This is a genomic window from Ruminococcus sp. FC2018 (assembly GCF_000621805.1).
In the GTDB taxonomy this organism is placed as follows: Bacteria; Bacillota; Clostridia; order Oscillospirales; family Ruminococcaceae; genus Hominimerdicola.
Window position 1 is genome coordinate 61,737 of record NZ_JHXH01000010.1, and the last position, 14,538, is coordinate 76,274.

Sequence of the window (14,538 nt, forward strand, 5' to 3'; positions counted from 1 at the left end):
AGTTTTGTGCTTTATATTACTTTGAGGAGTGCATAAGCATCATCGTTATAGCAAAGTAATGGAAGATGCTCCCCGCCAGAGTGAAAAGATGCCATACGCTGTGAAAATAACGCTTTTTCTTGTAGATGTAAAAGAAGGTGCCTGCGGTGTAGAAAAGTCCGCCGATAAGGATAAACCACAAAGAGGGAGAGTATACATTGTCCACCATGGGTTTTACGGCGATGAGAACCACCCAGCCCATTATCATGTAGCAGACTAAGGACACCTTTCTGAATTTTTCAAGGTTCACCGAGTTGAGAACGATGCCTACAATGGCTGCGCCCCAGACCAGTCCGAAAAGCACCCAGCCCATAGCTCCTCTCAGGGGAACAAGGGTTATTGGTGTATAAGTTCCGGCGATAAGGAAAAATATAGTGTTGTGGTCCATTATCCGGAAGAATTTTTTTGCCTTGCGGTTGGTTATGGAGTGGTAAAGGGTGGACATCATATAAAGGATCACAAGCGATGCACCGAATATCGCCGCACCGACAACGCCCCATGCGTTTGAATGTATCGCTGCGACAACTATCAGCACAGCTGTGCCTGCGATAGATAATGCTGCGCCTATACCATGAGTGAGTGAATTAACTATCTCCTCACCTGTGGTGTAGCGTTTTACAACTCCTTCGCCGATCTTGCCTATGCCGTTTATCATTCTTTAAGCACCTCCTGATGCAAAGCTTGTCCTTGTGATAATTATACCATATCCAGATATCTTGTCAAGTGAAAAAATGCTTGAAAAACAGTGCTTTGTGTGGTACAATACTAAAGGAAGCATAACGACAAAGAAATCAGGCTGGCTTGTGAAACATACTGTGTCTACACATAGTTTTCACGCAGATAACACATTTATACATTACAATACATACCAGATCTTACGGGAGGAATGAAAAATATGGCAAAGATACTTGTTGTTGATGACGAGGCAAAGATAAGAATGATAATCAAAGAGTATGCCGAGTTTGAGGGTTATGAGGTGGCAGAAGCTGCCGACGGCATGGAGGCTGTGGAAATGGTAAGAAGTGAGGATTATGACATCATTATCATGGACGTTATGATGCCAAGGCTGGACGGCTATTCCGCAGTCAAGGAGATAAAGAAAGAAAAGAAGATCCCTGTTATAATGCTTTCGGCAAGGGGTGAGGAATACGACAAGCTGTTCGGATTCGAGATAGGCATAGACGACTATGTGGTAAAGCCGTTCTCCCCCAAGGAGCTTATGGCAAGGATAAAGGCTGTGCTTGCCCGTGGTGCGGTGACGCAGACACGTGAGGATACCATAAAGTATCAGGGACTTGTTATCAATTTTACAGCCCGTGAGGTCACTATCGACGGGCAAAAGGCGAACATGACACCAAAGGAGTATGATCTGCTTTTCTATATGGTAAGGAACATGAACATTGCACTTTCAAGAGAAAAGCTGCTTGAAGAGGTGTGGGGATTTGATTTCTACGGCGATGACAGAACGGTAGACACCCACATTAAAATGCTGCGCAACAGCCTGGGACCTTACAGGAATCTTATAGTCACTTTGAGAGGAATGGGATATAAGTTTGAAAAGATCAGGTGAGGAAAGCCGGACGGCACAGACCGGACAAGCGGTTCAGACAGAGCCAAAGCCCCGCAAGCCCAGGCTTGCTCTGCGGTATTATGTATGGCTTTACTTTATCATATTCACCGTGGTGATACTTGCGCTTATCTGGGTGTTCCAGTATTTCTTTCTTGGACGGTACTACAAAGCCTCAAAGACAAGAGATATGGCAAAGGCTGCCAACAAGATAATAAAGGTCTACGGTACGGATGAAGAGGAGCTTAAAAACATCTGTATGCGTCTTGCCTTTGAGAACAATATGTGCGTGGTGGTCACAGACAGCTCGGGAAACAGGCTTATAATGGCTGACAATCCCGGCTCGGGCTCAAAGCTGAGCAACGATGTTCACAATAACTTTTCAAGATACATTCTTGAGCTTAAAGCCAGGCTTAACAGATCCTCCTCGGATCATTACAGTGAGGAAGTCAGCTATACGGATATAAATGCACAGGGATTGATTTACTGCGCTAAGGTGTACGATTCATCCAGCGAGAGCCAGGCGTATGTGTTCCTTGAAAGCTCGGTGGAGCCTATTGATTCCACAGCCAGCATAATCAGAGAACAGCTGATATATATAACCGTGATAATCTTTGAGCTTGCTTTTGTGGTGACGATGTTCATATCAAAGCGGCTTTCAAGACCTATCACCAGCGTTACCAACACCGCCAAGCAGTTTGCCGCAGGGGATTACAATGTGGATTTCCGTGGCAGCGGTTACCGTGAGGTGGAGGAGCTTTCAGACGTTCTTAACAATGCAAAAAGCGAGATAAAAAAAGTTTCCGATCTGCGGCGTGATCTTATCGCCAATATCTCCCACGATCTGCGTACACCTCTTACAATGGTAAAGGCGTATGCGGAGATGATAAGGGATCTGTCGGGGGACGATCCCCAAAAGCGCACAGAGCACGTTCAGATAATAATTGACGAGGCGGACAGACTATCTGCGCTGGTAAACAATCTGCTTGAGCTGTCAAAGCTTGAAAGCGGGAATATGGAGCTGGAGATCACGGATTTTTCCATAGTTGACAAGATAAACGACTGCATGACACGCTACATCCTGCTCATCGAGCAAAACGGCTATGACATCAAGTATGAGCCTGATGAGGACAGGATCATAAGTGCAGACATCAACAAGCTGGATCAGGTCATCTATAACTTTATCAACAACGCCATAAACTATACAGGGGACGAGAAGGTAATCAGGATAAAGCAGATCAACCTTGAGGACTGCGTGCGCATAGAGGTCACAGACAACGGCAGCGGCATATCAAAAGAAATGCTGCCGCTTGTGTTTGACAGATACTACCGTGACGCAAAGGTGAAGCGTGCGGTGGTGGGAACAGGTCTTGGACTTTCTATCTGCAAAGAGATACTTAAAAAGCATGGTTTTGCATTCGGTGTTTCATCGGTACAGGGTAAAGGCTCGACCTTCTGGTTTGAAGCACCGTACGCCCGTACCAGGACCGACAACAAAGCCGCAGGCAGGCTTGAAAGCGGGCTTACCTACGGCGGAAGCGACGAGAAACAATAAGCACAAAAAAGGCGAGGGGATCATCCTCGCCTTGATTATTTAGTCTGCTTTTACAAGAGTATATGTAAAGTATTTTATGCTGCCGTCCTCAGCCTGGGGGATCTCCATCCAGGGGTCAACAGCTTCGCCTAAAACCTCGCCCTTTGTTCCAGTGTTGAAGCTGACCTTGCCGTCTTGCTCTTTCCACTCTTTTCTCTCGATGCCAAGCATTTCGTCAACGAGCCAGCCTTCGCCCGATGAAATGTACTCGTCTATCTCTTCCTTGGGCATATCCTCGGGAATAGGCATAGCAGTGTAAATATATCCGTCGTCTTTGAATATGAATTTGCATGCCAGCATTTTCTTTTCATCATTGTCGATGCTCTCATCGGCAAGTATATCCTCAACAGGCTTTTCAACCATTTTAAAGGTCGCCTTGTCAAAGGTCTGAGCTGTCTTGATCTTCCATGTCCCTAAGTATTTCATTGTTTCTACCCCTTTTTTATTTTTCAGCCTCTTACCACAGATCCCGGTAAAGGCTATGTAAAAAGGATAACACAATTCTGCTTTTTTTGCAACAAAAAGAAGGGTGCTTCGGCGTAGAAAAACAAAGGGGCTGATTGTTGAGTTTGCACAAATGCCGTGCTTACCGATCCCTGCGCTGCCGCAGCCTTGACAAGACAAATATTGTTTGATATATTATCTTTGTCGTCATATTTGAAAGGGGAGCGGTTTTATGAAGAAGATCCTTGCAATAACAGTATCAATGATAATGGCATTTTCCTGCCTGACCGCCTGCAGCGAGGAGAAAAAGCAGGAGACTGAAACGACAAGACAGACCACGACTACTGCCGCCGCAACGACCACAGCATCATCAAAAACCGCCTATAAAGACGAGGTCGACCTGACATATTTCTTCGAGCAGGTCTATGCAAACGGCTATGCGCCCGAGGGTACATACGAGGGTACAAGGGTGTACGACGGCGGCGCAGGACTTTGTGTGGAGTTTCACGGCAAGAGCAAAAGCGGCGGCACGGGCAAGGTGTACACAGGGAACATTGACAGCTACGACGGCGAGCTTGACGGAATGCTGCTGCTTGAAAAGCTGTTCAAAGCAAAAGCCGAGCAGCTGTATAAAAGCGGCGAGTGTATCAGCTTTTCCAAGGGCGGCACCTCAACGATGAAAGAGTGCTACCTGCTTGCAGCAGTGATGTCTGACTATCAGCTTTCTGGCAGGTTTTATTTCCCCGCTTGATAAAACAAAAGAGGTAAGAGACCAAAATCTCTTACCTCTAATTCTTTATATCAGAAACCCAATTTAGCTTTGAAATCTTCTGCGATCTTTTCTTCCAGCTTTTCAGCATCTTCACGCTTTTCGCCGATAGTGGTGTAGTAAGCCTTTATCTTAGGCTCCGTGCCTGACGGTCTGAGGATGACCGATGCGCCCTGCTCCAGTCTGAACGCAAGCACGTCCGACTTAGGCAGCTTTATCTCGCTCTTTTTGCCCGTTGCAAGCTCTGTTTCTTCAGATGCCATATAATCCCCGAAAACAAGGACTTTCAGTCCGCCGATCTCTGTGGGGACGTTGGTACGCAGGTCGGTCATTATTTCCTTCATTCTCTCCATTCCGCTTGCACCCTCGCACTGGAATGACTTTTGAGAGTGGAGGTAGTTGCCGTACTGTGCATAAAGATCCTCTCTTGCTTTGAGCAGAGAGATGCCCTTTGTGCGGTAGAAAGCAGCCATTTCACAGATAAGCATTGATGCCACAACAGCGTCTTTGTCTCTTACATAAGAGCCTGCAAGGTAGCCGTATGACTCCTCAAATCCGAAGATGTATCTGTCCTGCTCACCCTTTTGCTCAAGGAAACCGATCTGCTCGCCAATAAACTTAAAGCCTGTGAGAACTTCACGAAGCTCAACGTTATACTCGGCAGCTATCTTCTTGCAAATGTCTGTGGAAACGATAGTCTTTACAGCCACAGGGTCCTTTGGCATTGTTCCCAGAGCTGTTCTTTCCTGGCAGACATACTTCAGCAGCATAGCTCCCACTTCGTTGCCCGAGAACAGCACGAACTCACCGTTGTCGCCGGGAACAGCTATGCCCACTCTGTCGCAGTCCGGGTCTGTTGCAAGCAGAAGATCGGGCTTTACAGTATTGCAAAGCTCCAGTCCCTTTGCCAGAGCCTCTTTGATCTCAGGATTGGGGAACGGGCAGGTGGGGAAGTTGCCGTCGGGGTTCTCCTGCTCGGGTACAACCGTTACTTCCTTTATGCCGATCCTTTTGAGTATCTCTCTTACGGGCTTGTTTCCTGTACCGTTAAGAGGTGTATATACCACCTTCAGACCGCTTTGTGCCACAAGGTCGGTGTGTATGCCCTGCTCAAGGACTTTCTTGTAGTACTCCTCAATGATGTCCTGACCGATATAGCTTATCATGCCGCTTTTAACGCCTTCGTCAAAGCTCATTACCTTTGCTCCGCCGAACATATCAACAGCCGCTATCTTTTCGGTAACAGCATTAGCAGCGTCTATGGTCATCTGGCAGCCGTCCTCGCCGTAAACCTTGTAGCCGTTGTACTTGGCAGGGTTATGGGAAGCGGTTATCATTATGCCTGCCTGGCACTTGCAGGCTCTTACTGCCCAGGAAAGGCAGGGAGTAGGCATAAGCTCGGTGTAGATGTATACCTCTATGCCGTTAGCCGCAAGCACAGCCGCAGCCTCTTTTGCAAAAACGTCAGACTTTATTCTTGAGTCAAAAGAGATAGCCACAGCAGCGTCCTTGAACGCACCGTTTACATAGTCGGCAAGTCCCTGTGTGGCACGTCTTATCGTGTAGATGTTAAGTCTGTAAGCACCTGCTCCGATAACGCCTCTGAGTCCGCCTGTTCCGAATTCAAGGTCACGGTAGAATCTGTCCTTGATCGCTTCCTCGTCACCTGCTATCTCTTTAAGTTCCCTGACCAGATCCTCATCCTCGGTGGCATTGTCGCACCAGAGCTTATAAAGTTCCATTTCTGTCATTGTCACACACCTCTTTTTATTAAAATATTACCATACAAATTAAGTATAACACATTTTCATGATTTTTCAAGGTCTGTCACGGAATTTTTAGATTTATTCCCGGCTTTTTTTCTTTCAAATTCCATAGCGCAAACGGGACAAAAAACACTTGATATAATCTGCGCTGTGTGTTATAATTATTTTGATAAAATTTACAAGGGAGGATAAAACATGAGCACCCATTTTTCAAGCAGTTTCAGGTCGTGCGACAAGGTACACGATATAGCCTATTATGCGGTGTTTCCCCAAACGGCTGTAAGAGGCGTTGTTCAGATAGCTCACGGTATGGCGGAGCATTTTGAAAGATACAGCGGCTTTGCAGATTTTCTGGCGGAAAAAGGATTTGTGGTGTGCGGCGAGGACCACCTTGGTCACGGACGCAGCGTCAGCGATGACACCGACTACGGATATTTTGCTCAGCGTGAGGGCTGGCAGTGCGTTGTAAAGGATATGTACAAGCTTACAAGAATGATGAAAAAAAGCTACCCCGAGGTGCCTTATTTCATCTTCGGACACAGTATGGGAAGCTTCCTTGCAAGAGCATTTGTCACCTGCTATCACAGGGCATTGGACGGCGCTGTCTTCTGCGGGACCTCCGGCGGTCAGGGCGGCACAGAGGCTATGCTGACCATGCTTGACATTGCAAAGCGAATACATGGTGAAAAGTATAAGGGAGAGTTTTTTAACAAGCTGGCTTTCGGCAGCTACAACAACGGCATTTCTCCCAGAAATTCTGACTTTGACTGGCTCTCAAGAGATACCGCTAATGTTGCCAGGTACTGCAACGATAAACGCTGCGGCTTTACGTTTACCATAAACGGTTTTGAAAACCTTATAAAGATGATCTGGTATGTCTCAAACGATAAGTGGTATAGCTCTTATCCTAAAGACCTGCCTACTTACCTCATCTCAGGCTCCGCCGACCCCGTGGGAAACTACGGCAAAGGCGTGCTCAAAGTCTTTAATAACCTGAATCTCTATAACTGTAATGTGGAAATGAAGATCTATAAGGACGCCCGCCATGAATTGCTCAATGAAATCAATAAGGACGAGGTCTATTCAGATGTCCTCGACTTCTTTGAAACAGTAATGGAATAAATCAGAATTTATCATCATACGCATGGTGAATACTTGGGGAGGACCCTTTTGAAAAAGGGTCTCTCCCCAAACCCCACCCCTAAAACTTTTATTGCTTTTTCTGCACAAGATGTCTGCGACATCTTGCACCGAAAAAGTAGTGAGAGTTCAGGAGAAGAGATTAAGAGGAAACACTTTCAAGAGGTCACCTCAATTATTTACCAAACATACGATGATAATTCGGATTTACCACAATATCCTTGCATAGCAGTTGGAGATATTCTCTTGGGAAAAGTTTTCCTCAAACTCTACTCTTGAACTTCTACATATTTTCGGCAATCGGGAGGCATGGCTCCCGATTGCCGAAAATCTATAAAAGGTTTAGGAAGGGGGTCTGGGGGATAACCCTTCTCCAAAAGGGTTTCCCCCAGCTGCCACGCAAGGGTACTGCGGTAAATTCTGATTTAACATGAGAGGTGAGATAGATGTTTAGCAAAGTAAACAGCATAGGGTTAATGGGGCTTAATGCATTCAGGGTAGAGGTAGAGATAGAATCCAGTGCGGGGTTACCGGCATTTGACATAGTAGGACTTGCAGATGCAGCTGTAAGGGAGAGTCGGGAGAGGATACGTTCGGCGTTTCGCAGCAGCAGACTTGGATTTCCCAAGGGGAAGGTGCTTGTAAATCTTGCGCCTGCGGACGTTAAGAAATCGGGCACGGTACATGACCTTGCGATCGCAGTATCTCTGATGTGTGCGGCGGGGATAATAGACCCAAAGCAGATACAAAGTGCAGCCTTTGTCGGAGAGGTATCGCTCAGCGGCGAGATGAGGCGGATAAACGGAGTTTTACCTATGACCATACTGGCGCAGAAGGACTTGACGGAGATATATGTTCCCCAGGAAAATCTGCTTGAAGCGTCGGCGGTCAGAGGGATAAAGGCATACGGCGTTGAGTCGCTTGAGCAGCTGGCAAGGCACTTTTCGGGCAAAGAAATAATGCAGCCTGCACCTGTTTTCAGCCCGGCAAAGGCGGACTATCTCAGCTCGCTTGACTTTGCCGACGTAAGGGGACAGGCGGCTGCCAAAAAAGCATTGGAGATTGCGGCGGCAGGAGGGCACAACGTGCTTATGATAGGTTCTCCGGGGTCCGGAAAATCAATGCTTGCAAAGCGTATGCCCTCCATACTTCCCGAAATGACCTTTGAAGAATCCATTGAGACTACGGGGATACATTCCGTTGCCGGGGTGCTTGACAGCCAACGCCCCCTTATCACCACAAGACCGTTCCGTTCCCCCCACCACACCGTATCTGCGGCAGGACTTGCAGGAGGAGGCACACCGCCAAGACCGGGGGAGATATCCCTTGCCCACAACGGACTGTTGTTTCTGGACGAGCTGGCGGAGTTTTCACGCCCTGCTCTTGAAATTTTGCGCCAGCCGCTTGAGGACATGAAAGTTACGATCTCACGTGTATCGGGAAGCATAACCTACCCGAGCTCCTTTATGCTTATCGGTGCTATGAATCCATGCCCCTGCGGATATTACGGTCATCCCGGTAGAAAATGCATATGCTCAAAGCACCAGGTGGAGCACTATCTGAACAAGATATCAGGTCCGCTGCTGGACAGGTTTGACATCCACCTTGAGGTGGCGCCTGTGGAGTTTGCAGATCTTTCCTCGGCAGAAAAGGAAGAGCCGTCTGCAAGCATCAGACAGCGTGTACAGGCGGCAAGAGATATCCAGAACAAGCGGTATGAGGGCACGGGGATAACCTGCAATGCAAGGATAACCCCGGAGATCATCCACGAGGTGTGCGCTATGACCGATGCCGCAGAGAAGATGCTGGAGGGCATTTTCGACAAAATGGGACTTTCAGCAAGAGCGTATGAAAAAATACTGAAAGTAGCACGGACGGTTGCGGATATGGACGGTGCGGAAGTTATCGACAAGGCGCATATCGCCCAGGCGGTGCAGTACAGAAGCCTTGACCGCAAGTATTGGAAATCGTAAAAAACAAAAACACCTCTCACGATCGTTTTTCAGCGTGAGAGGTTTGTTTTATTCCGCTTTGAAACTGTGCCCGGTCCTTTCCGAATACTGCTGTGCCGCAGAGCCTGCCTTGCCCTTTATTACCAACTCGCCCAAAGGAAAAACATTGTATCCCATTGATGTGACTGTTTCGGGTATCGTTATCTCGGTGAGCGAGGTGCAGTATTCAAAGGCGCAGTCACCAATGCGCTCAAGGCCTTGTGATAGCTTTACCGTGGTGAGGCTGCGGCATTTGCAGAATGTATTGTAGCCAAGCTCCCTTACACCTTTCCCCACAACTGCGCTTTCAAGACCCTCACAGTTCCAGAATGCTTTTTCACCGAGCTGCGTCACACTATCGGGTATGGTTATGCTTTTCAGACTTGTGCACCCGTCAAATGCCGATCTGCCTATTGCTGTCACACTTTTAGGTATCTCTATACCGACAAGATAGGCACAGCCTGCGAAAGAACCTGCTCCCACAGAAGTAACTCCGTCAGAAAGCTCCACAGTCTTTATGCTGTCCTTCAACAACCACCAAGGAGCAGAACCTGCGGTCATTGCAGCCATTTCACCGCTGCCGCTTATTTTCAGCCTGCCGCTTTCGTCTAAGGACCAGGAAAGGTCTTTGCCGCAGGTCCCGGAGCAAACAGCTCCCGGTGAGGATACAACGGACGATTCGCCGTTAACCGAACTGCTTTCCGGTGCCTGCGAACTTTCACCGCAGCCGCACAAAAGCACCGCCGCAGCTATCAGCAATATCCTTGTTTTCATTTCTGCTTTACCCCCGTTTCGCATTATCATCTGTTTTACCGAGTATAACAGATAACCCTGAACTTTGCAACAGTTGCCTGACTTTTGTTTAAAACAAATAATGCGCTTTTTGACAAAACAAACAACCTAAAGAAAATGCGCATACTGAGCCTGTCTGTCTGTACGGCGACCGCAGAACAAAACGATAGAAAAACTATTGTTTTTAGCTCGAAAAGCAGACAAAACAGATCCGTAACTTACAGTATTTCCCAGATTTAACTTTATGTTAACAAAAAAGTTACGGGAAATCTTATGAATGGTAATAATAGAAAATTTCGGTCGAAATCATACCAAAAATGTGCAAAACGCCGATTTTGCTTGAATTGGATATTTTGTAGGTGTAAAACCCTTGACATAACGATTTCAGTATTATATAATTGTATACTGTATCATAATGGAGTTTTGCACCTTTTCTTTTGGTTTTTAAGGAATTTTAAGGTGCTTCTCAAGGTAGTTCGGGTTAGCTTGTGAAGAAATTTTAATAAACGTTCACAAAATATTCACGACTGTTGAGAGCTTGCAGAACAAAATGGTAAATAATTTAAGGAGTGATAGAGCCTATGGTGAATGTCAAGGACGTAAAACTCGGTAAGAACACGAGAAAGAGCTTCGCTAAGATCAATGAGGTCCTGGAGATGCCCAATCTTATCGAGGTACAGAAAAACTCTTACAAATGGTTTATTGAGGAGGGTCTGAAGGAGGTATTCAGCGAGGCTTCAACAATTACCGACTATAACGGTAATCTGGAGCTGAATTTTGTGGGATACCGCTTTGACGACGAGCCCAAGTATTCCATTGCGGAGTGCAAAGCAAGGGACGCTACGTATTCTGTGCCGCTGAGGGTCACTGCAAGACTCAACAACACCGAAACAGGTGAGATAAAAGAGTCTGAGGTATTTATGGGTGATTTCCCGAAGATGACCGAGAGCGGTACCTTCGTTATCAACGGTGCGGAGCGTGTTATCGTTTCACAGCTGGTGCGTTCACCGGGCGTTTATTATGCCTTTGACAAGGACAAGACCGGTAAGGACCTTTTCAAGACCACTGTTATTCCTAACAGAGGTGCGTGGCTTGAATACGAAATGGATTCCAACGATGTTGTCTATGTAAGAATAGATAAGAACAGAAAGATCCCTCTCACCACATTCCTGCGTGCTATCGGAGAAACAGGAACAAATGAGGAGATCGAGGCTGAGTACGGCAAGGACGAGCGTATCGAGCAGACTATTCTCCAGAAGGACCAGACTGCTAACAGAGAGGAAGCTCTCCTTGAGGTTTACAAGAAGCTCCGTCCGGGTGAGCCTCCTACGGTGGAATCCGCAGAGAACCACCTCAACAACCTGTTCTTTGACGCAAAGAGATATGATCTTTCAAGATTCGGACGCTACAAGTACAACAAGAAGCTGGGCATAGCTTCAAGACTTGCAGGACACAGACTGTCTCAGCCGGTAATCGACCCGCTGACAGGAGAGATACTTGCCGAGGCAGGAGAGCTTGTTGATTTCGATCAGGCTACAAAGATAGAGGCTGCCGGCGTGCGTGAGGTCTTTGTAAGGGTAGAGGTAAAGGAATTTGTTACATCTGCCACAGGTGAGACCGAGATAAGACTTGAGGAGCACGAGGTAAAGATAATCGGCAGCAACATGGTGGATATTGCTGATTTCGTAAACTTTGATGCCAAGAGCCTTGGCGTAAACGAAAAGGTATCCTTCCCTGTGCTCAGACAGATCCTTGAGGAGTGCGACAGCGAGGACGAGCTTATGGAGGCTGTAAAGTCCAGAGTTGACGAGCTTGTTCCAAAGCACATCACAGTTGATGACATAATCGCAACCGTATCCTACTTCCTTAACCTTTGCGACGGCGTGGGTACTGTTGACGATATCGACCACCTGGGCAACAGAAGGATCAGATCCGTGGGCGAGCTGCTCCAGAACCAGTTCAGGATCGGCTTCACAAGAATGGAAAGAGTCGTTCACGAAAGAATGAATATCCAGTCACAGGATACTGAGGTAGCTACTCCTGCGGCACTTATAAACATCAGACCTATCACAGCCGCTATCAGAGAGTTCTTCGGTTCTTCTCCTTTGTCACAGTTCATGGATCAGAACAACCCTCTTGCAGAGCTGACACACAAGAGAAGACTCTCCGCACTGGGTCCTGGCGGTCTTTCAAGAGACAGAGCCGGATTTGAGGTGCGTGACGTTCACTATACACACTATGGAAGAATGTGTCCTATCGAGACACCTGAAGGACCTAACATCGGACTTATCTCATATCTTGCTTCCTTTGCAAGAATAAATGAGTACGGTTTTATCGAGGCTCCTTACAGAAGGGTGGACAAGGAGACAGGCGTTGTTACCGACGAGGTAGTTTATATGACTGCCGATGTGGAGGACAACTATATGGTTGCTCAGGCAAACGAGCCTCTTACCGAGGACCATAAGTTTGCAAGAGCTAAGGTAAACGGAAGATACAGAGACCAGATCCTTGAGATCGAAAGAGAAAAGATCGACTTTATGGACGTTTCTCCTAAAATGGTAGTGTCCGTGGCTACCGCTTGTATCCCGTTCCTTGAGAACGATGACGCTAACCGTGCCCTCATGGGTTCAAACATGCAGCGTCAGGCAGTTCCGCTTATCAAAACAGAAAACCCGATCGTTGGTACGGGTATGGAGTATAAGGCTTGCGTCGACTCGGGCGTTGCAGTTGTTGCAGATGCTGACGGTGTGGTTGAAAGCGTTGACGCCGACAAGATCGTTGTACGTGAAAAGAACGGCGAGATGCACACCTATGAGATGACCAAGTTCAAAAGATCAAATGCAGGTACCTGCACAAACCAGAGACCTATCGTTGACAAGGGCGAGAAGATCAAGAAGGGTCAGGTCATCGGTGACGGTCCGGCAACCTCAAACGGTGAGCTTTCACTGGGTAAGAATGCACTTATCGGCTTCATGACATGGGAAGGCTACAACTACGAGGACGCCGTTCTGCTCAATGAAAACCTTGTTAAACAGGATAAGTACACCTCTATCCATATCGAAGATCTGGAGACAGAGGCAAGAGATACCAAGCTCGGACCTGAGGAGATCACAAGAGATATCCCTAACGTGGGCGACGACGCTCTGAAGGATCTGGACGATAACGGTATCATAAGGATCGGTGCAGAGGTACGCTCGGGAGACATTCTTGTAGGTAAGGTAACTCCTAAGGGCGAGACCGAGCTGACCGCAGAGGAAAGACTGCTTCGTGCGATCTTCGGCGAGAAGGCAAGGGAAGTAAGAGATAACTCCCTCAAAGTTCCACACGGCGAGGCAGGTATCATAATAGATGTCAAGGTGTTCACACGAGAGAACTGCGAGGAGCTCTCACCGGGAGTCAACAAGCTGGTAAGATGCTATATCGCACAGAAGAGAAAGATCTCCGTGGGCGACAAGATGGCAGGTAGACACGGTAACAAGGGTGTCGTTTCAAGAATACTCCCTCAGGAGGATATGCCTTTCCTGGAGGACGGTACTCCGCTGGATATCTGTCTTAACCCTCTGGGCGTTCCTTCACGTATGAACATCGGTCAGGTGCTTGAGGTACATCTGGGTATGGCTGCAAAGGCACTTGGCTGGAAGATAATGACCCCTGTATTCGACGGCGCACACGAGGCAGATATCCGTGAGTGCTTCGAGATGGCACAGCAGAATTATCTTGAGCATAAAGACGATGAGTTCACCGTTCACAAAATGGAAGACCTCATCAATACCAATGCACTGAGCATGGCTCAGGACGGCAAGTTCACCGTTTATGACGGAAGAACAGGCGAAAAGTTTGATAACAGGGTTACAGTGGGCTATATGTACTACCTCAAGCTCCACCACCTTGTTGACGATAAGATCCACGCACGTTCAGTAGGTCCTTACTCACTGGTTACACAGCAGCCTCTTGGCGGTAAGGCACAGTTCGGCGGACAGAGATTCGGTGAAATGGAAGTATGGGCACTGGAGGCTTACGGTGCTGCATATACTCTCCAGGAGATCCTGACAGTCAAGTCCGATGACCTTAACGGACGTGTAAAGACGTATGAGGCTATCGTAAAGGGACAGAACGTACCTAAGCCGGGCGTTCCGGAAGCTTTCAAGGTGCTTATCAAGGAGCTTCAGTCACTTTGCCTTGACATCAAGGTGCTCAACATCAACAATGAGGAGATCGACCTTAAACAGAAGTTTGATGATGACGATGACCTTATCCCAACACCTGAAATAGATGACGAGATAGATTATTCCACAGATGCTGACGACTTCGCAGACGGCTTTGCAGCCGAGGACGAGGACGGACTTTCGGAACTGGGCGACGACGATTTCGATGATGATTTCGAGGACGATGACGATTTCGGCGACGAGGAATAACACGTGAGAAAAAATGTTCCC

General features: G+C 47.5%; 11 protein-coding genes. 7 read left to right on the forward strand and 4 right to left on the reverse strand.

Going from position 1 to position 14,538, the window contains the following annotated elements; genetic code table 11:
- Nucleotides 1-16: 16 nt before the first annotated feature.
- Nucleotides 17-694: a hemolysin III family protein gene (locus T494_RS0108135; protein WP_051540241.1), complete on the reverse strand. Its 678-nt coding sequence runs from the start codon at nucleotides 692-694 to the stop codon at nucleotides 17-19.
- A 240-nt stretch (nucleotides 695-934) separates the two neighbouring features.
- Between T494_RS0108135 and T494_RS0108140 the strand changes: the two genes are divergently transcribed.
- Nucleotides 935-1,609 (forward strand): response regulator transcription factor, encoded by a 675-nt coding sequence (locus tag T494_RS0108140; protein ID WP_028505871.1) that lies wholly within the window; start codon nucleotides 935-937, stop codon nucleotides 1,607-1,609.
- On the forward strand, nucleotides 1,593-3,161 hold the full coding sequence (locus tag T494_RS12710; protein WP_081777266.1) for a HAMP domain-containing sensor histidine kinase: 1,569 nt from the start codon (nucleotides 1,593-1,595) through the stop codon (nucleotides 3,159-3,161). Before T494_RS0108140 ends, T494_RS12710 begins: the two co-directional genes overlap by 17 nt.
- Nucleotides 3,162-3,200: 39 nt before the next feature.
- On the opposite strand, the gene T494_RS0108150 is transcribed toward T494_RS12710, so the two are convergent.
- A complete protein-coding gene (locus T494_RS0108150) occupies nucleotides 3,201-3,626 on the reverse strand; it encodes a hypothetical protein (protein ID WP_028505872.1) in 426 nt (141 codons plus the stop codon).
- Nucleotides 3,627-3,876: 250 nt separating this feature from the next.
- On the opposite strand from T494_RS0108150, the gene T494_RS0108155 reads away from it, so the two are divergent.
- Nucleotides 3,877-4,395, forward strand: a complete 519-nt coding sequence (locus T494_RS0108155; protein ID WP_028505873.1) for a hypothetical protein — start codon at nucleotides 3,877-3,879, stop codon at nucleotides 4,393-4,395.
- Between the two features lie 50 nt (nucleotides 4,396-4,445).
- Here the strand turns inward: T494_RS0108155 and T494_RS0108160 are convergent, their stop codons facing one another.
- Nucleotides 4,446-6,164, reverse strand: a complete 1,719-nt coding sequence (locus tag T494_RS0108160; RefSeq protein WP_028505874.1) for a phospho-sugar mutase — start codon at nucleotides 6,162-6,164, stop codon at nucleotides 4,446-4,448.
- A gap of 210 nt (nucleotides 6,165-6,374) precedes the next feature.
- Between T494_RS0108160 and T494_RS0108165 the strand changes: the two genes are divergently transcribed.
- The 3 genes from T494_RS0108165 to T494_RS0108175 all read left to right on the forward strand — a co-directional run bounded on the left by T494_RS0108165 (nucleotide 6,375) and on the right by T494_RS0108175 (nucleotide 9,292).
- Nucleotides 6,375-7,301, forward strand: a complete 927-nt coding sequence (locus tag T494_RS0108165; RefSeq protein WP_028505875.1) for an alpha/beta hydrolase — start codon at nucleotides 6,375-6,377, stop codon at nucleotides 7,299-7,301.
- 48 nt (nucleotides 7,302-7,349) lie between these two features.
- Nucleotides 7,350-7,598, forward strand: a complete 249-nt coding sequence (locus tag T494_RS0108170) for a hypothetical protein (RefSeq protein ID WP_028505876.1) — start codon at nucleotides 7,350-7,352, stop codon at nucleotides 7,596-7,598.
- Nucleotides 7,599-7,765: 167 nt separating this feature from the next.
- On the forward strand, nucleotides 7,766-9,292 hold the full coding sequence (locus tag T494_RS0108175; RefSeq protein ID WP_028505877.1) for a YifB family Mg chelatase-like AAA ATPase: 1,527 nt from the start codon (nucleotides 7,766-7,768) through the stop codon (nucleotides 9,290-9,292).
- Between the two features lie 48 nt (nucleotides 9,293-9,340).
- Here T494_RS0108175 and T494_RS12715 read toward each other — a convergent pair whose 3' ends face one another.
- Nucleotides 9,341-10,084, reverse strand: a complete 744-nt coding sequence (locus T494_RS12715; protein WP_051540243.1) for a leucine-rich repeat domain-containing protein — start codon at nucleotides 10,082-10,084, stop codon at nucleotides 9,341-9,343.
- Between the two features lie 599 nt (nucleotides 10,085-10,683).
- Between T494_RS12715 and rpoB the strand changes: the two genes are divergently transcribed.
- Nucleotides 10,684-14,517, forward strand: a complete 3,834-nt coding sequence (rpoB, locus tag T494_RS0108185; protein ID WP_028505878.1) for a DNA-directed RNA polymerase subunit beta — start codon at nucleotides 10,684-10,686, stop codon at nucleotides 14,515-14,517.
- The last annotated feature ends 21 nt before the right edge of the window (nucleotides 14,518-14,538 follow it).